This is a genomic window from Kitasatospora sp. NPDC088779 (assembly GCF_040685395.1).
In the GTDB taxonomy this organism is placed as follows: Bacteria; Actinomycetota; Actinomycetes; order Streptomycetales; family Streptomycetaceae; genus Kitasatospora.
In genome coordinates this window covers 200851-224162 of the sequence record NZ_JBFBHW010000013.1, presented here as the reverse complement: position 1 = coordinate 224162, position 23312 = coordinate 200851, and the positions used below count along the sequence as shown (strand labels likewise).

Genomic DNA, 23312 nt, shown 5'->3' with positions numbered 1-23312 from the left:
TTTTTAATATATTTTTACTTTTTGTTTTGTTTTTTTTTTGTGGTTTGTTGTTTGGGTCGTCCGGGCCGCCGGGCCCGGGCGGCCGGGCCCCCCCCCCGCCCCCCCCCCCCCCCTCCGAGCCCCCTGCCCGGGCCCGCGCGCTGTCGGTCCCCTGCCCTACGCTGCGGGCATGGTGACGTTCGAGGAGTTCCGCGCGATGGCGCTCGCCCTGCCGGAGGCCGCACAGGAGCCGACCTGGGACATCGAGACCCTGCGGATCCGCGGCCGGATCTTCGCGATGGGCGCGCCCGGGGGCCGGTCCGTCACCGTCAAGGCCTCCCCCGAGGACCAGTCCGAACTGCTCGCCGCCGAGCCCGAGGTGTTCTCCAGCGCGCCGTACGTCGGGCGGCACGGCTGGGTGAGCGTCCGGCTGGACCTGGTCGATCCGGAGGAGCTGCGCGACCTCGTCGTCGAGGCCTGGCGGCGCACGGCGCCCAAGCGGATGGTGCGCGAATTCGACGTGCGGGCCGCTCTGTGACGCTGAAACGACACCGCCGGTTCATGTGAGCCATCCCACAGTTTGGGCGGGCGCGTCGCCTCTCCGGGCGCCCTACGCTTGCGCAGGGAAGCAGGCAGTCTTGTCGCACCCTCCGGGCACCGCCCGAGAAACGGTGACGGGCCCTAAGGGAGTTGGTGCGGTGCGCAACCGTCGGCGCTGGAAGCGGGTACTGATCGGGGCGTTCGCGGGCTGTGCCGTGCTCGCCGACGCCGGCGCCGCGGCGGCCCAGGCGGCCGCCTCCACCGAGCAGCTGGCGATCTCCACACCCCCGGCCGGCAGCGCCGCCTGGGTCCAGGACCACAGCTTCGACCGCACCCTGCCCGACCCGGCCACCACCACCCCGGCCGCCGCCGCCGCGTTCTTCGCCTCGCTCGCCCCCACCGAGCTGGACCGGCTGATCCGGGACTACCCGCTGGTCGTCGGCAACTTCGACGGCGCCCCGCTGGACCTGCGCTACCGCGCCAACAAGATCGCGCTGGCCGCCGAACGCGACAGCGCCCGGGCCCGCGGCGCCGACCACAAGCTCGACGCCGACACCCGCGAGCTGGCCGTCTCCCGCGCCAACGACGTCGAGCACCTGCTCGGCCCCGACCGGCAGATCCTCGCCTTCGACCCGCGCGGCCGCGGCCTGATCACCGAGGTGTGGGGCGACCTCGCCGACGCCGAGCGGATCTCCGTCGTCGTCCCCGGCTCGGACGCCGACCTCGGCCACTTCGACCAGGCCGCCGAACCGCTGCGCTCCCCGGCCGGCATGGCCCGCGCCCTGTACACCGAGGAGCAGCGGCAGGCGCCGAACACCCGCACCGCGGTGATCGCCTGGACCGGCTACGTCACCCCGTCCGGCCTCGGCCCGGACGCCGTCACCTCCCGGCTCGCCGACGTCGGCGCGCCCCGGCTGCAGCGGCTGCTCGCCGGGCTCAAGGAGACCACCCGGCCGGACGCACCCCCGGCCCTGCTCTGCCACTCGTACGGCTCCGTGGTCTGCGGCAACGCCGCCCCCGAGATCCCGCGCGCGGCCGCCTCCCCCTCCGACACCTCCGGGATCACCGACCTGATGGTGTTCGGCAGCCCCGGCATGGGCGTGCAGAGCACCAGCGAGCTGGGCGCCGGCGTGCACGTCTGGGCCACCCGCAACCCCACCGACTGGATCGGCAACGTCCCGTACCTGGAGGTCGGCGGCCTCGGCCACGGCGCCGACCCGACCGCCGGCGGCTTCGGCGCCGAGCAGATCTCCTCGGCCCGCGCGGCCGGCCACAACGGCTACTTCACCGAGGGCACCGACAGCCTGCACAACTTCGCGGCGATCTCGCTCGGCCACTACCAGGACGTCGTCCGGCCCGCCCCGAACTCCTAGAGCCCGACCTACTCCTAGTCCTGGTAGAGGCGCAGCGCGTCCGCCGCCGCCCGGGCCAGCTCGCGGCGGGCCGCGGGCGGGGCCAGCACCTCGGCGTCCGCGCCGAAGGCGAGCAGCGCGCGGACGGCCGCCGGCGCCGGGAAGACCATCGCCACCTCGACCCACTCCTCGGCCGGCCCGGCGCCCGCCTCCGGCGGCGGCGCGGTGACCCGGCCGCCGTGGATGCGGACGAACATGTCCAGCCGCCCGCGCCGCACCCGCACCCGCACCGGCAGTTCCTTCGGCAGCCGCTCCACCTGCTCGCGCAGCACCGCCCAGGCATCCCCGAGCCCCACTCCGGGGCGGCGGCGCACCGCCTCCTCGGTGGTCTCGGCGGCCAGCACCCGGTCGGCCCGGAACAGCCGGGGCTCGCCGTGCAGATCGGCCACCAGGTACCAGACCGCGGCCTTGCTCACCAGCCCGTACGGGTCCACGGTGTACTCCACCGGCGCGGGCGTGCCGCTGTGCCGGTAGCGCAGCCGCAACCGCCGGTCGGCGAACACCGCGTACTGCAGCTCGCCCAGTTCGGGGCCGGTCGCGGCGCCGGCCGCCGGGCCGCTCTGCAGCCAGCGGGCCGGGTCGACCAGGATCCGCTCGGTGATGCGCTCGGCGGCCGGGCGGTGCGGGGCCGGCAGCGCGGCCATCACCTTGCGCAGCGCCGAGCCGAGCGCGCCGTCCAGCCCGAGGTCGCTGTGCGCGCCCTGGGCGGAGAGCACGAACAGCGCCCGGGCCTCGTCCGCGGTCAGTCCGGTGACGTCGGTGCGGTAGCCGGGCAGCAGGCTGATGCCCCCGTGCCGGCCGCGTTCGGTGAACACCGGCACGCCGGCGACGGAGAGCGACTCCACGTCGCGGTAGATGGTGCGGACGGACACCTCCAGGCGCCCGGCCAGTTCGGTGGCGGGCACCCTGCCGCGGGTCTGGAGCAGGAGCAGGATGGAGAGCAGGCGGTCGGCCTTCATGGCAGCAGAATCCCAGCAATCCTGACGGCGGTTGTCAGGTTTTACTGGGAGATTGCCGTTCGAGCCCGAAAGCCCGCACCACCCCAGGGAGCTGATTCCACGTGAACTCCGTCCAGGACGCCCGCCCGCAGTACCTGCTCGCCCTCGGCCAGTTGGAGAAGCTGTTCGCCGAGATCACCCCGGGCGCCCTCGACCGGCCCACCCCGTGCAGCGCGTTCACCCTGCGGGAGCTGCTGAGCCACGTGGTCGGCGGCATCCACCGGTTCGCCTACCTGGGCGAGGGCGGCCGGGCCGAGGACGTCGTCGCCGCCACCGGGGACCTGGCGGACGACGCCTGGCCGGGCGCGCTGGACCGGGCCCGCGCCCGGGCCGTCGCGGCCTGGTCGGACGACGCCGCGCTGGACCGCCCGACCCACGCACCCTGGGGCGTGGTGCCCGGCCGGGTCGCGGTCGGCGGCTACCTGATGGAGACGGTCGCGCACACCTGGGACATCGCCCGGGCGCTCGGCTCCCGGCAGCCGCTGGACGACGCCCTGGCGCACGCCGCGTTGGCCGTCGCCCAGGCCGTCCTGTCGGCCGAGCACCGCGGCGGACCGGTCCCGTTCGGCGAGGTGCGGCCGGTCGCCCCGGACGCCGACGTGCACACCCGGCTGGCCGCCTGGCTCGGCCGGGAGGTCTGAGAAGGCACCCGGGACGGGAGGGGGAGCGGCCCGGGCGGCCGCTCCCCGGCCGCCGCTACTCCCGGCCGACCTGGGTGAGGCGCATGTCCGGGTAGCGGTCCCCGGCGACCTCGCCCGCCACCGGCTCCAGCCGGGCCAGTTCCTCGGCGGTGAGCCGCAGCGTGGCGGCCGCGGTGTTCTCGGCGAGCCGGCTGCGCTTGCGGGTGCCGGGGATCGGCACGACCGTGAGCCCGTGCACCTCGGCCCGCTGGTGCACCCAGGCCAGCGCGACCTGCGCGAGGGTCACCCCGCGGGCCGTCGCGATCTCCCGCAGCGGCGCCAGGAGTTCGGCGTTGGCCGCCGCGTTGGCGCCGGTGAAGCGCGGCTGGGTGCGCCGGACGTCGTCCGCCGCGAGCTGCTCGGCGGCCTGGAACGCCCCGGTCAGGAAGCCCCGGCCGAGCGGCGAGTACGGCACGAAGGCGACGCCCAGTTCGGCCGCGGCCGGCACCGCCGTACGCTCGACGTCCCGGGCGAACACCGACCACTCGGACTGCAGTGCGGCGATCGGGTGGATCGCGTACGCCTCCCGCAGTTCGGCGCCCGTCACCTCGGACAGTCCCAGCCGGCGCACCTTGCCGGCCCGGACCAGCTCGGCCATGGTGCCGACCGAGTCGGCCAGCGGCACGGCCGGGTCGCGGCGGTGCATGTAGTAGAGGTCGATCTCGTCCACGCCGAGGCGGCGCAGCGAGGCGTCCACGGCGGCCCGGATGTACGCCGGGTCGTTGCGGATGCTGCGGCGGCCCGGGTCGTCCTCCGTGCGCTCGAGGGCGAACTTGGTGGCGAGCACCACCCGGTCGCGGTTGGCGCGGACGAAGGGGCCGATCAGCTCCTCGTTGCGGCCGAAGCCGTAGGCGTCGGCGGTGTCGAACAGGGTGACGCCGGCTTCCAGGGCGGCGTCCAGGGTGGCGAGCGCCTCGGGCCGGTCGGTCGGGCCGTAGAAGTCGCTCATGCCCATGCAGCCGAGGCCCTGGACGCCCACGAACGGGCCGTCGGTGCCGAGCTGGACGGTGGGGAGGACGGAGACGGTCATCGCTCTGCTTCTTCCTCTGCGTGCGGTGCACTCCGCTGCGGTGTACTCCGCGTGCGGCGTGCTGATGGTGGCTACTCGTGGCGGCAGACGGCCGGTTCGTCGGACGCGGCGATCCGGCCGGAGTACAGGTCGATCTTGTAGTCGAGGACGGCGAGGGTGGCCTGGAGGTCGGCGACCCGCTGGCGGACCTCCTCGCGCTGGTCGACCAGCAGTTGGCGCCGCGCCTCGTAGGTCCGCTCACCCTCGCGGGCCAGCTCCACGTAGCGGAGCATGTCGGCGATCGGCATGCCGGTCAGCCGCAGCCGGCCCAGGAAGGCCAGCCGGTGCAGGTCGGCGTCGCAGTAGCGGCGCTGGCCGCTGGTGGAGCGGTCGACCGGGTCGAGCAGGCCGATCCGCTCGTACCAGCGCAGGGTGTGGGCGGTGAGCCCGCTGGCCACGGCGACCTCGCTGATGATGTGCCGCGGGGTCCGGTCCGGATCGCCGACCGGGCGCTGGTACACGTCGGCGCAGGTCCGCAGGTCGAGCTGGACGGGTGCGAGCGTGGCCATAAGCGGTTACCCCCTGTGGTGAGCGGTGACGACGACGCTATCGAGTTGGAGTGCACTCCAAGCAAGCCTCGCACCCGGGTGCTCCCGCCACCCGTTTTCGGGCCTTCGTTAGAGTCGGGCGCATGGAGAGCTTGCGGATGATCGAGAACTGGCCGGTGCCCCACGCCGCGGCGGCGGTGGTCCGGGGGGCGGACGGCGCGGTGCTGGGCACGTACGGGCCGCAGCAGCACCTGTTCCCGCTGGCGTCGGTGACCAAGCTGCTCACCTCGTACGCGGTGCTGGTCGCGGTCGAGGAGGGCGTCTTCGAGCTGGACGACCCGGCCGGGCCGGCCGGCTCGACCGTACGCCACCTGCTCGCGCACACCTCCGGCCTGGGCTTCGACGAGGACCGGGTGTTCGCCGAGCCCGGCAACCGCCGGCTGTACTCCAACGCGGGCTTCGACGCGCTGGCGCGGGCGCTGTCCGACGCCGCCGGGATCGAGTTCTCCCGGTACGCCGCCGAGGCGGTGTTCGAGCCGCTGGGCATGCACGACACCCTGCTGAACACCGCGCACAGGTCCCCGGCCGGCGCCGGCGGCCTGTCCACCGTCGCGGACCTGGTCCGGTTCGCCGCCGAGCTCCAGTCCCCGAAGCTGCTGGACCCGTCCACCGTCCGGCAGGCCACCCGCGAGGTCGCCTTCCCCGGCACCAGCGGCGTGCTGCCCGGCTACGGCCACCGCCGGCCGAACGACTGGGGTCTCGGCTTCGAGATCCGCGACGGCAAGGCCCCGCACTGGACGGGCACCGCCAACTCGCCCGCCACCTTCGGCCACTTCGGCCAGTCCGGCACCTTCCTGTGGGTCGACCCGGAGGCCGGCGTGGCCTGCGTCGCGCTCACCGACCGGGACTTCGGCCCGTGGGCCGCCGAGGTCTGGCCGGCCTGCTCGGACGCGGTCCTGGCCGAACTGGACAGCTGAACGACTCGAAGGCTGAAAGGACAGCCCCTAGCCGTACGAGACCGGCGAGTGCATCTCCCAGAGCAGGAGTTCGGCGCCGGTCTCGCCGGCCGTCGGGTCGGCGAAGGCGTCGCCGGTGATCCGCACGCTGTCGCCCGGGGCCATCGAGCGGCCGCCGCCCTTGGGCCCCGGGATCGTCCGGTAGCCCAGCGAGCCGGCGGTCAGGTGCGCGTACCGCCAGGCGGCCTCGGGCAGTGCGGGCAGCGGCTGCCACGGCCCCGCCGTCGCCAGCCAGAGCGCGGCGTCGCCGCGGCGCAGCCGCAGGGCGTCCGTCCCGGCGTCGCGCTCCAGCCCGGAGGCGAGCAGCGTCAACCCGCCGTCGACCGGTTCCACCTTGCGCAGCCCGTACGCCGGGGGCGCGTCGAACACGTCCGGCTGGAGCCACATCTGGACGAAGCGGACCGGGCCGGCGGCCCCGCCGACGTTGCGCTCGGTGTGGGTGACGCCGGAGCCCGCGCCGAGGTGCTGGACCATCCCCGGGCGGACCACCCCGCCGTGCCCCCGGGAGTCCCGGTGCGCCAGCGCGCCCTCCAGCACCCAGGTGACGATCTCGGTGTCCCGGTGCTTGTGCTCCTCGTACCCGGCGCCGGGGGCGAGGAGTTCCTCGTTGCACGCGAGCAGCGCGCCGAAGTGCGTGTTCTTCGGGTCGTAGTGGCCGGAGAAGGAGAACGCGTGTCGGGTCTCGACGCCCTCGGCCGGGGTGGAGAGGTAGCGCTCGGCGGTGCGGCGCAGGTCGGCGCGGGGGCGGGCGGCGTCGTCTGTCACGGGCCCCACGGTAGTGGGTGTGACCGGCACCACCGTGCCGCTGCACCGGGGGGTGTGCACGAGCAGTCACTCACGTGAGGCAGTCTTGTCCTTGTGCCAGCCGCTTCCGCGAACTCCAAGAGCGAACCCAGTCCCACGGCCGAGCCGACCGGGAAGAGCCCGGCCCCCAGGGCCGGCCGCGACCGCCCCGGCCGGGCGGCGCCCCGCCTCACCGCGCAGGAGCGCAGAATCGCCGCCGAGCGGGCCGAGCGCCGGGCCGCGACGCTCAAGCGGCTGGAGAAGTCCTCGGGCAAGCTGGCCACCGCCGCGATCTCCCGGATGGACGACCAGCTCGGCTGGTACCGGCGGATGCCGCCGGAGCACCGCTCCTGGATCGGCCTGGTCGCCCAGGCCGGCATCGCCGCCTTCACCGAGTGGTACCGCCACCCGGACGCCGCCCAGGCGATCTCCACGGACGTCTTCGGCACCGCCCCGCGCGAGCTGACCAGGGCGATCACCCTGCGCCAGACCGTCGAGCTGATCCGCACCACGATCGAGGTGATGGAGGAGGCCATCGAGGAGGTGGCCGCCCCCGGCGACGAGGCGGACATGCGCGAGTCGGTGCTGGTCTACGCCCGGGAGATCGCCTTCGCGACGGCCCAGGTGTACGCCCAGGCGGCCGAGGCGCGCGGCGCCTGGGACGCCCGGCTGGAGGCGCTGGTGGTCAACTCGCTGCTGTCCGGCGACGCGGACGAGGGCGTGCTGTCGCGGGCCGCGGCGCTCGGCTGGGGCCAGCCCAGCCAGGTCCGGGTGGTGATGGGCAGCGCGCCGGACGGCGACAGCGAGCTGGTGGTCGAGGCGATCCGCCGGGCCGCCCGGTACGCCAAGCTGCACGTGCTGACCGGGGTGCTGGGCAAGCGCCTGGTGGTCGTGGTCGGCGGCGACAAGGAGCCGGTGCACGCGGCCCGGGCGCTGATCGGCCAGTTCGCGCCGGGCCCGGTGGTGGTCGGCCCGACCGTGCCGGACCTGCTCTCGGCGACCCGCTCGGCGCACGCCGCCGCGGCCGGCCTGCGTGCCTGCGCCGCCTGGCCGGACGCGCCCCGCCCGGTGCTGGCCGACGACCTGTTGCCCGAGCGCGCGCTGGCCGGCGACCAGGCCGCCCGCCGCCAGCTGGTGGAGGAGATCTACACACCGCTGGACGAAGCCGGCTCGGCGCTGCTGGAAACGCTGAGCGTCTACCTGGAGCAGGCCTCCTCGCTGGAGGGCGCCGCCCGGATGCTCTTCGTCCACCCCAACACGGTGCGCTACCGGCTACGACGTGTGACCGACGTCACGGGGTACGCCCCGTCCGACGTGCGTTCGGCGTTCACGCTGCGGATCGCACTCGCCCTCGGCCGACTCACCGCGGCCGGGGAGCCGAGCTGAACCGCCTGTAGGGACCTTACAATCCCGGATGGTTTTCTTCGTTACCGTCGCCTACCCGCCCCTGGGCGCCTGGCGAGAGAGGGTTGAACCGTGCTCGTAATCGTCGCCCCTGGACAGGGTGCCCAGTCCCCCGGTTTCCTCAGCCCCTGGCTGGAGCTGGACGGTGTCGCCGACCGCCTCCGCGGCTGGTCGGAGGTCGCCGGGCTCGACCTGGTGCACGCCGGGACCGAGGCCTCCGCAGAGGAGATCAAGGACACCGCCGTCGCCCAGCCGCTGCTGGTCGCGGCCGGTCTGATGACCGCCCGTGAGCTGTTCCCGGACGAGGACGTCGCCCGCAAGCTGGTCGGCGCCGTGGCCGGCCACAGCGTCGGCGAGATCACCGCCGCCGCCGGCGCCGGAGTGCTGAGCGCGCACGACGCGCTGACCTTCGTCCGCGAGCGCGGCCGGGCGATGGCCGCGGCCGCCGCCGTCACCGAGACCGGCATGATCGCCGTGCTCGGCGGCGACCCGGAGGTCGTCGCGGCGAAGCTGGCCGAGCACGGCCTGACCGCGGCCAACAACAACGGCGGCGGCCAGATCGTCGCCGCCGGCACGCTGGCCCAGTTGGAGACGCTGAAGGCGGACCCGCCGGCCGGTGCCAAGCTGGTCGCCCTGAAGGTGGCCGGCGCCTTCCACACCGAGCACATGGCCCCGGGTGTCGAGCGGCTGGCCGCGCTGGCCCCGACGCTGACCGTGGCCGACCCTCAGGTCCGCTACGTCTCCAACAAGGACGGCGAGGTCGTGGCCTCCGGCGCCGAGGTGCTCACCCGCCTGGTGTCGCAGGTCTCCAACCCGGTCCGCTGGGACCTCTGCATGGAGACCCTCGGGCAGCTGGGCGCGACCGCCGTCATCGAGCTGTCCCCCGCGGGCACCCTCACCGGACTGGTCAAGCGCAACCTCAAGGGTGTGGCGACGCTTGCCCTCAAGACCCCCGCCGACCTGGACAAGGCCCGCGCGCTCGTCGCGGAGCACGGCGGTCAGGATCAGGAGACCCAGGCATGACGAAGCCGCAGATCCGCCCGTCCGAGGGCGCGCAGTACGCGCGCATCCTCGGCGTGGGCGGCTACCGCCCGGTCCGGGTGATCCCCAACGCCGAGGTGCTGGAGTGGATCGACTCCTCGGACGAGTGGATCCGCACCCGCAGCGGGATCGCCGAGCGCCGCTGGGCCGGCCCGGAGGAGAGCGTCGCCGAGATGTCGGTGCAGGCCTCCGGCAAGGCCATCGCCCAGGCCGGGATCACCCCGGACCAGATCGGCGGCGTGATCGTCGCGACCGTCTCGCACCTCAAGCAGACCCCGGCGATCGCCACCGAGATCGCCGAGCGGCTCGGCTGCGGCACCGCCCCGGCCTTCGACATCTCGGCCGCCTGCGCGGGCTTCGGCTACGGCCTGGGCCTGGCCGACGGCATGATCCGCGGCGGCAACGCCGAGTACGTGCTGGTGATCGGCGTCGAGCGGCTGAGCGACCTGACCGACCAGTCGGACCGCTCGACCGCGTTCATCTTCGGCGACGGCGCCGGCGCCGCGGTCGTCGGCCCGTCCGACACGCCCGGTATCGGCAAGCTGATCTGGGGCTCGGACGGCTCGCAGTCCGACGTCATCTCGCAGACCCAGGCCTGGGACACCGCCTTCGCCAAGCCCGACGCCGTCAACGGCGTGGGCGAGGAGGCCAAGTGGCCGGCCCTGCGGATGGACGGCCAGCCGGTCTTCCGCTGGGCGGTGTGGGAGATGGCCAAGGTGGCCCAGCAGGCGCTGGACGCCGCCGGGGTCACCGCCGACCAGCTCGGCGCGTTCATCCCGCACCAGGCCAACATGCGCATCACCGACGCCATGATCAAGGCACTCAAGCTGCCCGACTCGGTGCCGGTCGCCCGCGACATCGCCGAGACCGGCAACACCTCCGCGGCCTCCATCCCGCTGGCGATGGAGCGCATGCTGGAGAGCGGCGAGGCCCGCAGCGGCGACCTCGCGCTGATCATCGGCTTCGGGGCGGGTCTCGTGTACGCCGCGGCAGTCGTTACGCTCCCCTAGGCGCGTTTCGCCCCACTCATTCCGCAAAGCCTGCGTCCGGCCGCCGGTCGGACGCGTTCAACACCGAAGAGGAGCAGCCAGTATGGCTAAGGACAAGGCCGAGGTCCTGGAAGGTCTCGCCGAGATCGTCAACGAGATCGCCGGTATCCCGACCGAGGACGTCCAGGAGGACAAGTCCTTCACGGACGACCTGGACGTCGACTCGCTGTCCATGGTCGAGGTCGTCGTGGCCGCCGAGGAGCGCTTCGACGTCAAGATCCCGGACGACGAGGTCAAGAACCTGAAGACCGTCGGCGACGCGGTGAACTACATCCTCACCAACGCCGCCGCCTGACCGATCGACCCGTTCGATCCGTCCAGCACGTCCGGCGTTCTCGACGCCTCGGACGGCTGACTCGTCGGCCCGGCTCCCCCGAGCCCGGCCGACCCGCCGGCCGGGACGCCCCACCGGGCGCCCGGCCGGGCCCTTCCTCGGCTCGCCGCCGACCCCACGATCGTGAGAGAAGAAGAACCAGTGACCGCTGAAAACCGTACCGTGGTCGTCACGGGTATCGGCGCCTTCACGCCGCTGGGCGGCGACGCCGCCACCACCTGGGAGAACCTGGTCGCAGGGCGCTCCGGAGTGGCGGCCCTGACCGAGGAGTGGGCCGCCGAGCTGCCCGTCAAGATCGCCGCCCGCACGGCCGTCGAGCCGGGCGAGATCCTCCCCCGGCCGCTGGCCCGCAAGCTGGACCGCTCGGCGCAGTTCGCGCTGATCGCCGCCCGTGAGGCCTGGGCCGACGCCGGCTACGAGACGCCGGCCACCGACGACTCCTCCAAGCTCGCCCCCGAGCGCCTCGGCACCGTCATCGCCTCCGGCATCGGCGGCGTGACCACCCTGCTCGACCAGTACGACGTGCTGAAGGAGAAGGGCGCCCGCAAGGTCTCCCCGCACACCGTCCCGATGCTGATGCCCAACTCCCCGGCGGCCAACGTCGGTCTGGAGGTCGGCGCCCGCGCGGGTGTGCACACCCCCGTCTCCGCCTGCGCCTCCGGCGCCGAGGCGATCGGCTACGCGATCGAGATGATCCGCACCGGCCGCGCCGACGTCGTGGTGGCCGGCGGCACCGAGGCGGCGATCCACCCGCTGCCGATCGCCGCGTTCGCCAACATGATGGCGATGTCCAAGAACAACGACGACCCCGAGCGCGCCTCCCGCCCGTACGACAAGGGCCGGGACGGCTTCGTGCTGGGCGAGGGCGCCGGCGTGGTCGTGCTGGAGTCGGTCGAGCACGCCGAGGCGCGCGGCGCCCGGATCTACTGCGAGGCCGTGGGCCAGGGCCTGTCCTCGGACGCCCACCACATCGCCCAGCCCGAGCCGACCGGCGCCGGCGTGGCCCGCGCACTGGCCGACCTGTTCGAGCGCAACACCCTGGACAAGGCCGAGATCGTGCACGTCAACGCGCACGCCACCTCGACCCCGCAGGGTGACACCGCCGAGCTGAAGGCGCTGCGCAAGGAGCTCGGCGACGACCTCGACCACATCGCCATCTCGGCCACCAAGTCGATGACCGGCCACCTGCTGGGCGGCGCCGGCGGCATCGAGACCGTCGCCACCGTGCTGGCCCTGTACCACCGGATCGCCCCGCCGACCATCAACGTCGACGAGCTGGACGACGACGTGGACGCGGACATCGTGCGCGGCGAGGCCCGCCCGCTGCCCGAGGGCCGGATCGCGGCGCTGAACAACTCGTTCGGCTTCGGCGGCCACAACGTGGTGCTGGCCTTCCGCTCCCGGTAGTCCGCACTCCGACCCGGTACGCACCGGGTCCGAAACGCACCGAGAGGGGCCGGCGCTCGCCGGCCCCTCTTCATGCGCCGCGTCGTGGGCCCGCCGGCTCAGACCACCTGGTGCAGCCAGCGCACCGGTGCGCCCTCGCCCGCGTAGCGGAACGGCTCCAGCTCGTCGTCCCAGGGCTTGCCCAGCAGCCGGGAGATCTCGGCCTCCAGGTCGGCCCCCTCGCTGCGGGCCCGCAGCAGGACGGCGCGCAGCCGGTCCTCGGGGATCAGGATGTCGCCGTGGATGCCCGTGACGGCGTGGAAGATGCCGAGCGAGGGCGTGCTGCTGTACCGCTCCCCCTCCGCCGTGGCGCAGGGCTCACTGGTGACCTCGTACCGCATCAGCTGCCAGCCGCGCAGCGCGGAGGCGACCTTCGAGGCCGTACCGGGCTCCCCTTGCCAGGAAAGCTCGGCACGCCAGTGTCCGGGCGAGGCCGGCTGGCGGATCCAGTCCAGGCTCACCCGCACACCCAGCACCCCCGCGACGGCCCACTCGACGTGCGGGCACAGCGCGCGGGGCGCGGAGTGGATGTAGAGAACTCCACGTGTCGTCACCGGGACCTCCAGGCTGTGGACGAGGGTCGCCTTCCCCAGCTGCCTCGTGCCTGCAGTTGATCCACAGTTACCCACGTTAGCCGACATTAAGCTACTAAATTGAGCAAAACGGACAGGCTTTCGCTCAATGCTAGTCGAATCCTCAACGAGGTCTACCCCTCGGCCGGATCTCTCCCCCGAACGGCCCCATCGCCAGGCGGGACCCACCGTACCGCGCCGCCCCGCACCGTGGATGACGCACTTTCGGATCCGGCCGGAATGCGGTAGTGCGGCCGATTCCCCCGCGCCCGTACGCAAACCGCCCCGCACGCCCGATGGGGGGGCGGCGGGGCGGTCGGCGAGCTGACGAAGGGTCAGCCGTCCAGGCGGACCACCATCTTGCCGGTGTTGACGCCGCGCAGCAGGTCGAGGAAGGCGTCCGCGGTGCGCTCGAAACCGTCCACCACGGTCTCCTCGTGGCGCAGTTCGCCGGACGTCAGCCAGCCGGCCACGTCGGCGACGAACTGCGACTGCAGCGCCGCGTGGTCGCTGACCAGCATGCCCTCCAGGCGCAGCCGCTTGCCGATCGCGAGCGCCAGGTTGCGCGGGGCGGCGGGGGCGGTGGTGTCGTTGTACTGGGCGATCGCGCCACAGAGCACGGCGCGGCCGTGCACGGTGAGCGCGCCGATCGCGGCCTCCAGGTGGTCCCCGCCGACGTTGTCGAAGTAGAGGTCGATGCCGTCGGGGGCAGCCTGCGCCAGCTGCTCGTGGACCGGGGCGTCCTTGTAGTTGAAGGCGGCGTCGTAGCCGTAGACGTCCACCAGCTTGGCGACCTTCTCCGCCGAGCCGGCCGAACCGACCACCAGCGAGGCGCCCTTGAGCTTGGCGATCTGGCCGACCATGCTGCCGACCGCGCCGGCCGCGCCGGAGACGAAGACCTTGTCGCCCTTCTTGAGGCCGCCGACGGCGAGCAGCCCGGCGTAGGCGGTCAGGCCGGGCATGCCGAGCACGCCGAGGTAGGCGGAGAGCGGGGCGGCGGCCGGGTCGACCTTGACCGCGTGGCGGGCGTCCAGGGTGGCGTACTCGCGCCAGCCGAGGCCGTGCAGGACGGCGTCGCCCGGGGCGAAGCCCTCGGCCCCGGAGGCGACCACGTGGCCGACCGCGCCGCCCTCCATGGCCTCGCCGAGCCGGAACGGCGGGGCGTAGGACTTCACGTCGTTCATCCGGCCCCGCATGTACGGGTCCACCGAGAGGAAGGCGTTGCGGACCAGGATCTCGCCCGGGCCCGGGGTCCGGACCGGGGCCTCGACCAGGGCGAAGTCGGTCGGCACCGGCCAGCCCTGGGGGCGGGCGGCGAGGTGCCATTCACGGGCGGTCGCGGGTGCGGCCTGCTCTGCCATGGGAGGAGCTCCTTAGGTGGTTCCGATGCATGAAAGGTTGAGCTACTGAAGTAACGATGGGCATGAAAGGTTCATGTTGTCAACTTTTCAGGTAGACTCTCGGACATGGACACCCAGTCGACCCAGGCCGCCACGCCGCAGTCCGACGAGATCACCCGCGAGGTCGTCGACCTGATGGCCAACCTGGTCGCGCTGTTCCATCGCGAGTACGAGGAGGCGGCCGCCGCCCGCTCGCTCACCGGCGCCCAGGCCAAGGTGCTCGCCCTGCTGCGCCGCGGCCCCATGCCGATGCGCCAGATCGCCCAGACGCTCAGCTGCGAGCCGTCCAACATCACCGGCATCGTCGACCGGCTCGAAGCCCGCGGCTTCGTCACCCGGGAGGCCGACCGGCAGGACCGCCGGGTCAAGCTGGTCGCCGCCACCGGCACCGGCGCCACCGCCTCCGAGGAACTGCGCGAATCGCTGAACTTCGCCCGCGAGCCGCTGGCCGCCCTCGGCCAGGACGAGCGGGCCGTCCTGCGCGACCTGCTCCGCCGGATGGTCACCGGCGCCGCCGGCCCCGGGGCGTGATCAGCATCACAGCCCCGGAGCCAAATCCGGGCCACCGCCGGAGGTAACCGAACCGCCCGTCGAAACGTCTAATGTTCGAACATCGAACACGAGAGACAGAAAGACGGGGGGACACGGAGGATGGGCAGCAGCACGCGCAGGCGCCGCTACCTGCGGACAGCCATCGGCCTGGCCGCCGTGCTGGTGCTGTCCGTCGTGGGCGCCGGGGCCTGGTTCTACCACCGGCTGGACAACAACATCACCACCTTCGACCCGGGCGGCGTCGCCACCGAGCGCCCGCCCGCGCCCGCCCCGGTCACCCCCGGCGCCCAACTGCCGGTGAACATCCTGGTGCTCGGCTCGGACACCCGCGACGACGGCAACAGCGCGATCGGCGGCGGCGACGAGGGCGTCGGCCACTCCGACACCGCGATGCTGGTGCACGTCTACGCCGACCACAAGCACGCCGTCGGCGTCTCCATACCCCGGGACACCCTGGTCACCATCCCGTCCTGCAAGCTGCCGAGCGGCACCTGGACCACGCCCCGGAACAACCAGATGTTCAACTCGGCCTTCACCATAGGCGAGTTCCCCAAGGGCAACCCCGCCTGCACGCAGAACACCGTCGAGACGCTCACCGGGCTGCGGATCGACCACACCATCGTGGTCGACTTCAAGGGCGCCGCCGCGATGGCCGACGCCATCAACGGCGTGGACGTCTGCGTCCCCAACAACGTCGACTCGCACGGCATACACCTCCGGAAGGGCATGCAGAAGCTCTCCGGCCAGCCCGCCGTGGACTACCTGCGGGCCCGCTACGGCTTCGGCGACAACTCCGACATCGGGCGGATGAAGCGCCAGCAGGCCTTCGTCTCCTCGATGATCAAGAAGGTGCAGGGCCAGGGCTTCTCCCTGCCCACGCTGCTCCCGCTCGCCGACGCGGCCACCCGCTCGCTCACCGTGGACGAGGGGCTGGGCACCGCGATGAAGCTGGTGGACTTCGCCCGCTCGCTCCAGGACATCAAGCTGTCCGACATCACCTTCGTGACCGCGCCCTGGCGCTTCGCCGGCGAGCGCGTCCAGCTCGTCCAGCCGGACGCCAACACGCTGTGGCGGCTGCTGCGCGAGGACCGCACCCTGGACGGCCAGAGCACCTCCGGCACCGACACCCCGGCGCCCTCCCCCACCGCCCCCGGCCCCGACGGCGCGACCCCGGGAGCCGCCGCCGGCCCGTCCGCGCCGCTCACGCCCGAGCAGGCCGCGGCTCCCGTGCTGGTGGTCAACGGCGTCGGCACCCCCGGCCTGTCCACCTCCGGCGGGGAGGCGCTGCGGGCCCGGGGCTTCCAGAACGTCACGCTCGGCAAGCCCGCCGGCGGACGGCTGCAGACCGAGATCAGCTACGACCCGGCCCTGAAGGCCGCCGCCGACCAGGTGTCCGCGCTCTTCCCGGGGTCGCGCGCGGTCGAGGAGCCGGGCTCCGAGGGCATCACCGTCACCCTGGGCCGCGACTACCGCCCAAGCCCCGCCACCAAGCTGGACGCGGTCGGCAGCGGCCCCGGCGCGAAGCCCTCCACCCCCGCCACCGCCGACCCGAGCGGCGTGCCCAGCGGGGTGCCCACCGGCATAGCGGAGAACACCCGCGGCGCCGACACCGACCCGTGCGCCGACCTGACCTTCGGATGAGCCCGTCCGGGGCCTGCCCGCTCCGGCTCCGGGCCCACTCGGGCGCCGGGTCTACTCCGGGTCGGGCAGGCCGGTGACGACGGCGGTGAGCCGGGTGCCGCGGGGGAAGGCTCCGGCGGCGGCCAGGCCGGTCAGCGCGGCCAGCAGTTTGGCCACGTAGCGGCGTTCCAGCGGGATGCCGTGGCGGGCTTCGAACCGCTCGGCGAAGGCGGCCAGTTCGGCCGGGACCTTGCCGTAGCCGCCGCCGTGGTGCGCGTGGTCGATCCGCCAGTTGTCGAACTCCCGGCCGAGGGCGGCCCGGTGGAGCCGGGTGACCTCGCCCTCCAGGTAGCCCTCGCCGCCGCGCAGCACGGCCACGCCGAGCGCCCGCGCGCCCGGCGGCAGGCCGGCCGCGATGCCCGCCAGGGTGCCGCCGGTGCCGACCGGGCAGCAGACCACGTCGTGCCCGCCCAGGTCGGGCAGTTCGGCCGGGATCGCCGCCGCGCCGGTCACCGCCAGCGCGTTGGAACCGCCCTCCGGGAGCACCAGGCAGGGGCCCCAGCGCCCCTGCGGACCGGCCGTGGGACCGGCGTCGGCGCGGCCGGTGGCCTCCCGGTACTCGGCGCGGGTCAGGAACTCCAGCCGCATCCCGGCCCGTTCGGCCGCCCGCAGCGACCAGTTGCGCGGCCGGTCGGCCAGTTCCTCGCCGCGGACCAGCCCGACGCTCTCCAGGCCGAGCGCCCCGGCGGCGGCCGCGACCGCCCGCAGGTGGGTGGAGTACGCCCCGCCGAAGGTCAGCAGCCGGGTGTGGCCCTGGGCGACGGCGGCCGCCAGGTTGGGCGCGAGCTTGCGCCACTTGTTGCCCGGGACGCTCGGGTGCAGCAGGTCGTCCCGTTTGAGCCTCAGCTCAACCCCGGCCCGCGCGAACACCTCGTCGGTGCAGTCCACCAGCGGGGTCGGCAGCAGGGCGGGTTCGAGCATCCGGCCAGCTTACGACCGGCCGGTCGGGGTGAGCAGCCCCAGGTTGTAGGCGGCGGCGACGGCGGAGGCGCGGTCCTTGACGTCGAGCTTGGCGTAGACGTGGATCAGGTGGGTCTTCACGGTGGCCTCGCTGATGAACAGCCGGGCCGCGGCCTCCCGGTTGGTGGCCCCGGAGGCGACCAGTTCCAGCACCTCCAGCTCGCGCGGGCTGAGCGGCTCCCGCACGGGCGCGCGGACCTGGCCGAGCAGCTTGGCGGCGACGGTCGGCGCGATCACCGAGGCGCCGCGGGCGGCCTCCCGGACGGCGTGGAACAGCTCCTCCCGGGCCGCGTCCTTGAGTAGGTAGCCGGTGGCGCCGGCCCGGACGGCGGGCAGCACGTCGGCGTCGGTGTCGTAGGTGGTGAGCACCAGGACCCGCCCGGGCAGGCCGCGTTCGGCCATCTCGCGGATCGCGGTGACGCCGTCCATCCGCGGCATCCGCAGGTCCATCAGCACCACGTCCGGGCGCAGCGCGGCGACCAGGACCAGTGCCTCGGCGCCGTCCCCGGCCTCGCCGACCACCTCGAAGCCGGGGGCGGCGGTGAACATCCCGCGCAGCCCGTCCCGGACCACCGGGTGGTCGTCCACCAACAGCAGTCTGATCGTCGTCGCGTCGCTCACGGTTCTACTCCTCCATGCTGATCGCCGGCAGGGTCGCGGACACGGTCGTGCCGGCGCCCGGTTCGGTCTCCAGGTCGAGCCGCCCGGCCAGGCGCTGCACGCGGCGGCGCATCACGTCCAGGCCGTAGCCGCCGCCGGTGGCCCGGGAGGCGGGCTCGGCGGCCGGGTCGAAGCCGACGCCGTCGTCCCGGACGTCCAGGGTGACCAGGTCGGGCATGTACGAGAGGGTGACGCCGACCCGGGAGGCCCGCGCGTACTTGGCGGCGTTGGCCAGCGACTCCTGGGCGATCCGCAGCAGGGTCACCTCGACCTCGGGGTGCAGCGGGCGGGCCTCGCCGGTGACGGTCAGCCCGGCGGCGGCGCCGTTGCGCTCCCGCCACTGCTCGACCAGCTCCGCCAGCGCCTCCGGCAGCGCGGCCCGCTCCAGCTCGATCGGGCGCAGCGCGTGGACGGCCCGGCGGGCCTGGGTCAGGCTCTCCCGGGCGAGGGCCGCCGCGTTCACCTGGTGCCGCTCGGCGGCCGCGGCGTCCTGGGCACGGGTCTGGTCGGCGGCCTGGAGCTGGGTGACGATCCCGGCCAGGCCCTGGGCGACGGTGTCGTGGATCTCCCGGGCGAGCCGGCGGCGCTCGTCCGCGGCCCCGGCCTCCCGGGCCTGGACGAGGAGTTGGGCGTGCAGTCCGGCGTTCTCGGCGAGGGTCTCGGTGAGCAGCCGGTTGGCCTCGGCGAGTTCGGCGTTGGCGGCCTTGCGGCGGGCGCTCAGCCGGTCGGCGACCTCGCGGAGCGCGAACAGCAACCCGACCACCATCAGGTTGAAGGCGACGACGGTCAGCAGTCCGCCGAACTCCGCCGGGCTGTCGGGCAGGGCCCCGCCGACCTGGGAGAGCGAGGTGGGGACGGTGGCCGCGGCCGCGCCCGCCATCCGGACCCGGCCCCACAGGTACTGGGCGGCGTGCAGGTAGCCGGTGAAGGCGAAGAAGCCGAAGATCGGGTTGTCCAGCACCAGCACGGTGGTCAGCGCCAGCAGGACGGCGAAGTGGGCGCCGGCGTACCGGGCGCGGCCGTCCGGCCCCGGCGTGCGGTCGAGCACCGAGCGCAGGACCAGCCACAGGAACGCGGCGGCCGCCACCGGGAGGGTGGCGGCCGCGGAGCGCGCGGTCGGGACGGGGACCAGCAGGGCCAGAGCGGTGGCGAGCAGCAGGGCGACGAAGCAGAACGGGCCGATCAGCCGGTCCAACCGGTCCAACCAGTCGCCGAGCGCGCTCTCGTCGGCCGGTGGCCGCATGATCATTCCCACCGGAACAGCCTGGCAGCCGCGGCCCCCGCGAGCACCGCGTACGCCGCGAGTGTGAGCAGGCCCACGGCGTGCGGGAAGCGCCCGGACCAGGCGTCCTGCAGGGTCTGGACGGCGGCGCCGCTGGGGGTGAAGTCGCCGATCCGGTTGAGCAGGGCCGGCGAGAACTCGCGCGGCAGCCAGATCCCGGAGAAGAACATCATCGGGAAGAAGGCCAGCGCGCCGACCGCGTTGCCGGCCTTGGCGGACGGGACGACCGCGGCGAGCAGCAGGCCGACCGACAGCAGCGCGGCGGCGGCCAGCAGGAAGGCCAGCAGGAACCCCAGCGGCCGGCGCGGCAGCGACACCCCGAGCAGCGGTCCGGCCGCCACCACCAGCAGCACCGAGACGACGGCGACGCCCAGGTACAGCGGCAGCAGCGCGCCGAACAGCAGCGACGGGCGGACGGGGCTGGCGGACATCCGGCGCAGCACGCCGCGTTCGCGGTAGGTGGCGAGCAGCGAGGGCAGGCCGTTGAGGCCGAGCAGCAGCAGGGTGAAGACGGCCAGGATCGGCGCGTACAGCTGGATGGTGCTCATGCCGTGCATGTCGGGCGAGGTCTTGCGCAGGGCCGGGACGGAACCGAGGACGAGGAACAGCACGACGGGGAAGGCGAGGCTGAACAAGGCGGTCAGCGGGTCGCGGAGGAACAGGCGGGCCTCGGCGACGGCCAGGCGGCGGACGGCGTGGGCGGTGTGGTGGGCGGTGTGGTTCACGGTGGTGGTCCCCTCGGGCGTGGTGATGGCGGCTCAGGAGTCGTGGCGGGTCAGGGGGCGTGACGGCTCAGGTGTCGTGGCGGGTCAGGGCGAGGTAGGCGTCGTCCAGGCTGTGCTCGCGGATCCGCAGCCCGGTGACGACGATCCCCTCGCGGGCGAGCAGGCCGGTGACCTCGTCGGCGAAGTCCCCGACGCCGGAGACCTCGACCCGGCCGTCCCGCTCCTCGACCCCGGTGACCCCCGGCAGGGCCGCCAGCCGGGCGGTGTCCAGCGGCCCGCTGGGGCGGAAGCCGAGCGTGCCGCCGGTGCCGGAGCGGGCGATCAGCTCCGCGGGGGTGCCGGTGGCGACGATCCGTCCGCCGTCGAGGACGGCGGCCCGGTCGCAGAGCGCCTCGACCTCGTCCATGAAGTGCGAGACCAGGACCACCGTCACGCCCTCGTCGCGGATCCGCCGGACCAGCTCCCAGGTGTCCCGGCGGCCCTGCGGGTCGAGCGCGGTGGTCAGCTCGTCCAGGAAGGCCACCTCGGGGTTGCCGATCAGCGCGAGGGCGATGAGCAGCCGCTGGCGCTGGCCGCCGGAGAGCTTGTCGAAGGGGGTCCGGCGCTGGTCGGCGAGCCCCCACTCGTCGAGCAGCTCGCGCCAGTCCCGGGGGTTCGGGTAGAGCGCGGCGTACAGTTCCAGCGCCTCGCCGACCCGCAGCGCGCCCTGCAGCTGGGCCTGCTGGAGCTGGATGCCGATCCTCGGCCGCAGCCGGTGGGCGTCCTTCACCGGGTCCAGGCCGAGGACGCGGACCGTCCCCGCGTCGGCCCGGCGCAGGCCCTCGCAGCACTCCACGGCGGTCGTCTTGCCCGCGCCGTTCGGCCCCAGCAGGCCGAACACCTCGCCGCGCTCCACGCCGAAGGAGACCCCCTCCAGCACCTGGCACCGCCCGTAGGCCTTGCGCAGCCCCGCCACCTCGATCACGGCCATCGCGCCGCTCCCTCCCGCTCGTCCCCGCTGGTCCGGCCGGTTCTGCCGGCCTGCGACGAGCTTCCCGCGCGGGGCCCCGGCCGCGGATCGACCGGACGGTCAGAGCTGCGGGCGGGCGCGGTGGACGGCGGATCAACCGATCGGTGGATGGGGCACGGGCACGGGCACGGGCGCGGGCCCGGAACGCGGGAAGCCCGGCCGCCGTGTCGGCGACCGGGCCTCTCGTTCGGATCACACCGGCTGGGTCAGACCACCGCGGCGTCGGCGTTGCGGGTGCTGATGGCCCGGCGCAGGGCGCGCGGGACGGGGCCCGCGGCGGGGGCCAGCTTGTCGATCCGGGTGCGGAACTCGCGGCTCTGGCGCCACGTCAGGACGGCTCCGAGCCGGGCGGCGTCGACCAGCGCGACCAGCGCGGCGTCCGCCGGGTCGACCCGGCTGAGCGGCGCCTTAAGCGCCGAACTCACCGACGCGACAAGGGACTTGCGCAGCCGCTGCTCCGGCAGGACGACCCGGGTGCACGGGAACAGTCCGAGCGCGCGGCGCTGTTCGAGCCGGATCCGCCCGGACGCCGCCAGCCCGTCCCGGACCACCCGCGCGGCGCGGGCCGCCGGGCCCTGGCGGCGGCCGACCCAGCTCTGCCAGGTGCGCCGCCGGCCCTGCCGGATCTGCTCCAGCATCGCGGCGGAGAGCGGGTCGAGGCCGTCGGCCGACGCTCCGTCGACGGCGGCCGGGTGCCGGCCGTCGTCGCGGATCAGCGTGCGCCGCAGGAGTTCGGCGAGCGCGGCGGCCCGCAGCACCAGGTCGAGCCTGGCGGTGGCGGTGAGCCGCTCGCGCTCGGGGTTGTAGGCGAGCAGGTAGAGCTTCTCCGGCAGGGTGATGGGCAGGTCCACGATGGACTCCAAGCAGATGGACGGTGGATGGGCCCGTTCATCCGGCGTCGGAACCGCCGGCCTCCGGGTTCTCCTTGGGCGGTCGGCCGCGCCGGGGAAGACGGGCCGCGTCGCCGGGCATCCGGCCCGCGTCGCTGAGGGCACGGCGAAGGAGGAACTCGATCTGCGCGTTGGCACTGCGCAGCTCGTCCGCGGCCCACCGGGCCAGTGCGTCGTGGACCGCCGGGTCCAGTCGCAGCAGGATCTTCTTCCGCTCCGTCGCCAACGCCGCGCCTTACTGGTAGAGGGAGCCCGTGTTCACGACGGGCTGGGTGCCCCGGTCGCCGCAGAGCACCACCAGGAGGTTGCTCACCATGGCGGCCTTGCGCTCCTCGTCCAGTTCGACGACGTCGCGCTCGGCGAGCCGGTCCAACGCCTCCTCGACCATACCGACGGCGCCCTCGACGATCAGCCGCCGTGCCGCGACCACGGCCCCGGCCTGCTGGCGCTGGAGCATCACCTGGGCGACCTCGGGCGCGTAGGCGAGCCGGGTGATCCGGGACTCGACGACCCGCACCCCGGCCGAGACGACCCGGGCCGCGATCTCGGCGGAGAGCATCCGGCTGATCTCCTCCGCGCCGTCGCGCAGCGACAACTGGCCCTCGCGGTGGGCGTCGTACGGGTAGCTGCTGGCGATGTGCCGGACGGCGGTCTCGGTCTGGATGGCGACGAAGTCGCTGTAGTCGTCCACCTCGAACACGGCCTTGGCGGTGTCCTCGACCTGCCAGACCACCACGGCGGCCATCTCGATCGGGTTGCCGTCCGCGTCGTTGACCTTGTTGGTCTCGGTCTCGTGGTTGCGGATCCGGGTGGAGATCCGGCGGCGGCTGGTGAACGGGTTCAGCCAGGTCAGGCCCTCGGCGCGGATGGTGCCGCGGTAGCGGCCGAGCAGCTGGACCACCCGCGCCTGGCCGGGCGAGACCACGGTCAGCCCGCACAGCAGCAGCAGCGCGCCCAGGACGGCCAGCGGCCCGACGGTCAGCAGGGTGATCCCCAGCGCCTTGGACCCGCCGGCCACTTGGAGACCGCCGGCGATGGTCGCCCCGACCCCCGCGAGCAGACCGAGCAGCGTCCCTCCGAGCACCGGCAGCCCCGCGGCACCGGTGATGACCCGCTCGGTGATCTTGGGGGCCGGAAGGTCGAGGACGGGGCCGCCTTCGACGTCGACGGCAGAACGCGGTGTGGCCATGAGACCAGCTCCTCCAGCGAGTGTTTCCGATCCAGCTGTCAAAGTGATATCACTTTTTCTGCGCACCGCGCCAGGGGTTTGGCCGCATCCGCCGGGGTGGCGACCCCGCCGCCAACTCCGGTCGGCGATACGGCAGTTTGATACGCAGCGTATT

The 23312-nt window shown here is 73.9% G+C and carries 25 protein-coding genes; 11 read left to right on the top strand and 14 right to left on the bottom strand.

Annotated features, from left to right (window positions below):
- Positions 1-169: 169 nt before the first annotated feature.
- On the top strand, positions 170-517 hold the full coding sequence (locus AB0P03_RS15550; RefSeq protein ID WP_363629274.1) for an MmcQ/YjbR family DNA-binding protein: 348 nt from the start codon (positions 170-172) through the stop codon (positions 515-517).
- Positions 518-677: 160 nt separating this feature from the next.
- Positions 678-1892: an alpha/beta hydrolase gene (locus tag AB0P03_RS15545; protein WP_363586291.1), complete on the top strand. Its 1215-nt coding sequence runs from the start codon at positions 678-680 to the stop codon at positions 1890-1892.
- Between the two features lie 14 nt (positions 1893-1906).
- Here AB0P03_RS15545 and AB0P03_RS15540 read toward each other — a convergent pair whose 3' ends face one another.
- Positions 1907-2890, bottom strand: coding sequence for a WYL domain-containing protein (locus AB0P03_RS15540; protein ID WP_363586292.1), 984 nt, complete (start codon positions 2888-2890; stop codon positions 1907-1909).
- Between the two features lie 101 nt (positions 2891-2991).
- Here AB0P03_RS15540 and AB0P03_RS15535 point away from each other — a divergent pair, with 101 nt between their 5' ends.
- Positions 2992-3570 carry a TIGR03086 family metal-binding protein gene (locus AB0P03_RS15535; protein ID WP_363629273.1) on the top strand — a complete coding sequence of 193 codons (579 nt, stop codon included), beginning with the start codon at positions 2992-2994 and terminating at the stop codon, positions 3568-3570.
- Between the two features lie 55 nt (positions 3571-3625).
- On the opposite strand, the gene AB0P03_RS15530 is transcribed toward AB0P03_RS15535, so the two are convergent.
- Together AB0P03_RS15530 and AB0P03_RS15525 are read right to left on the bottom strand one after the other, a co-directional pair.
- Entirely contained in the window at positions 3626-4639 is a 1014-nt protein-coding gene (locus AB0P03_RS15530; RefSeq protein ID WP_363586294.1) for an aldo/keto reductase, read from the bottom strand.
- A 71-nt stretch (positions 4640-4710) separates the two neighbouring features.
- Entirely contained in the window at positions 4711-5187 is a 477-nt protein-coding gene (locus tag AB0P03_RS15525) for a MerR family transcriptional regulator (RefSeq protein ID WP_363629271.1), read from the bottom strand.
- A gap of 122 nt (positions 5188-5309) precedes the next feature.
- Between AB0P03_RS15525 and AB0P03_RS15520 the strand changes: the two genes are divergently transcribed.
- Positions 5310-6143 carry a serine hydrolase domain-containing protein gene (locus AB0P03_RS15520; protein ID WP_363586296.1) on the top strand — a complete coding sequence of 278 codons (834 nt, stop codon included), beginning with the start codon at positions 5310-5312 and terminating at the stop codon, positions 6141-6143.
- A 27-nt stretch (positions 6144-6170) separates the two neighbouring features.
- On the opposite strand, the gene AB0P03_RS15515 is transcribed toward AB0P03_RS15520, so the two are convergent.
- Positions 6171-6947 (bottom strand): pirin family protein, encoded by a 777-nt coding sequence (locus tag AB0P03_RS15515; RefSeq protein ID WP_363586297.1) that lies wholly within the window; start codon positions 6945-6947, stop codon positions 6171-6173.
- A gap of 228 nt (positions 6948-7175) precedes the next feature.
- On the opposite strand from AB0P03_RS15515, the gene AB0P03_RS15510 reads away from it, so the two are divergent.
- The 5 genes from AB0P03_RS15510 to fabF all read left to right on the top strand — a co-directional run bounded on the left by AB0P03_RS15510 (position 7176) and on the right by fabF (position 12200).
- Positions 7176-8351, top strand: a complete 1176-nt coding sequence (locus AB0P03_RS15510; RefSeq protein WP_063347457.1) for a PucR family transcriptional regulator — start codon at positions 7176-7178, stop codon at positions 8349-8351.
- A 90-nt stretch (positions 8352-8441) separates the two neighbouring features.
- Positions 8442-9392, top strand: coding sequence for an ACP S-malonyltransferase (locus AB0P03_RS15505; protein ID WP_063347458.1), 951 nt, complete (start codon positions 8442-8444; stop codon positions 9390-9392).
- Positions 9389-10420 carry a beta-ketoacyl-ACP synthase III gene (locus AB0P03_RS15500; protein WP_363629269.1) on the top strand — a complete coding sequence of 344 codons (1032 nt, stop codon included), beginning with the start codon at positions 9389-9391 and terminating at the stop codon, positions 10418-10420. Before AB0P03_RS15505 ends, AB0P03_RS15500 begins: the two co-directional genes overlap by 4 nt.
- An 82-nt stretch (positions 10421-10502) precedes the next feature.
- The gene (locus tag AB0P03_RS15495; RefSeq protein WP_363586299.1) at positions 10503-10754 is read left to right on the top strand and encodes an acyl carrier protein; all 252 of its coding nucleotides are present in this window, start codon (positions 10503-10505) and stop codon (positions 10752-10754) included.
- A 180-nt stretch (positions 10755-10934) separates the two neighbouring features.
- Positions 10935-12200: a beta-ketoacyl-ACP synthase II gene (gene fabF, locus AB0P03_RS15490; RefSeq protein WP_363586300.1), complete on the top strand. Its 1266-nt coding sequence runs from the start codon at positions 10935-10937 to the stop codon at positions 12198-12200.
- 98 nt (positions 12201-12298) lie between these two features.
- On the opposite strand, the gene AB0P03_RS15485 is transcribed toward fabF, so the two are convergent.
- On the bottom strand, positions 12299-12793 hold the full coding sequence (locus AB0P03_RS15485) for a DUF3145 domain-containing protein (RefSeq protein WP_063347462.1): 495 nt from the start codon (positions 12791-12793) through the stop codon (positions 12299-12301).
- 353 nt (positions 12794-13146) lie between these two features.
- Entirely contained in the window at positions 13147-14172 is a 1026-nt protein-coding gene (locus AB0P03_RS15480) for an NADP-dependent oxidoreductase (protein WP_363586301.1), read from the bottom strand.
- A 105-nt stretch (positions 14173-14277) separates the two neighbouring features.
- Here AB0P03_RS15480 and AB0P03_RS15475 point away from each other — a divergent pair, with 105 nt between their 5' ends.
- Both AB0P03_RS15475 and AB0P03_RS15470 read left to right on the top strand, forming a co-directional pair.
- Positions 14278-14742: a MarR family transcriptional regulator gene (locus AB0P03_RS15475; RefSeq protein WP_363586302.1), complete on the top strand. Its 465-nt coding sequence runs from the start codon at positions 14278-14280 to the stop codon at positions 14740-14742.
- A gap of 120 nt (positions 14743-14862) precedes the next feature.
- On the top strand, positions 14863-16404 hold the full coding sequence (locus AB0P03_RS15470) for an LCP family protein (protein WP_363586303.1): 1542 nt from the start codon (positions 14863-14865) through the stop codon (positions 16402-16404).
- Positions 16405-16455: 51 nt separating this feature from the next.
- Here AB0P03_RS15470 and AB0P03_RS15465 read toward each other — a convergent pair whose 3' ends face one another.
- The 8 genes from AB0P03_RS15465 to AB0P03_RS15430 form a co-directional block, all read right to left on the bottom strand.
- Complete coding sequence (locus AB0P03_RS15465; protein ID WP_363586304.1) at positions 16456-17364, bottom strand: pyridoxal-phosphate dependent enzyme; 909 nt, start codon at positions 17362-17364, stop codon at positions 16456-16458.
- Between the two features lie 9 nt (positions 17365-17373).
- On the bottom strand, positions 17374-18024 hold the full coding sequence (locus AB0P03_RS15460; RefSeq protein WP_363586305.1) for a response regulator transcription factor: 651 nt from the start codon (positions 18022-18024) through the stop codon (positions 17374-17376).
- A gap of 4 nt (positions 18025-18028) precedes the next feature.
- Positions 18029-19312, bottom strand: coding sequence for a sensor histidine kinase (locus tag AB0P03_RS15455; RefSeq protein ID WP_363586347.1), 1284 nt, complete (start codon positions 19310-19312; stop codon positions 18029-18031).
- Positions 19309-20070 carry an ABC transporter permease gene (locus AB0P03_RS15450; protein ID WP_363629267.1) on the bottom strand — a complete coding sequence of 254 codons (762 nt, stop codon included), beginning with the start codon at positions 20068-20070 and terminating at the stop codon, positions 19309-19311. Before AB0P03_RS15450 ends, AB0P03_RS15455 begins: the two co-directional genes overlap by 4 nt.
- A gap of 67 nt (positions 20071-20137) precedes the next feature.
- Positions 20138-21040 carry an ABC transporter ATP-binding protein gene (locus AB0P03_RS15445; protein ID WP_363629265.1) on the bottom strand — a complete coding sequence of 301 codons (903 nt, stop codon included), beginning with the start codon at positions 21038-21040 and terminating at the stop codon, positions 20138-20140.
- 245 nt (positions 21041-21285) lie between these two features.
- Positions 21286-21930 carry a GPP34 family phosphoprotein gene (locus AB0P03_RS15440; protein WP_363629263.1) on the bottom strand — a complete coding sequence of 215 codons (645 nt, stop codon included), beginning with the start codon at positions 21928-21930 and terminating at the stop codon, positions 21286-21288.
- 37 nt (positions 21931-21967) lie between these two features.
- A complete protein-coding gene (locus AB0P03_RS15435; protein WP_363586309.1) occupies positions 21968-22195 on the bottom strand; it encodes a hypothetical protein in 228 nt (75 codons plus the stop codon).
- Between the two features lie 9 nt (positions 22196-22204).
- Positions 22205-23158, bottom strand: coding sequence for an SPFH domain-containing protein (locus tag AB0P03_RS15430; protein WP_363586310.1), 954 nt, complete (start codon positions 23156-23158; stop codon positions 22205-22207).
- Positions 23159-23312 lie beyond the last annotated feature (154 nt).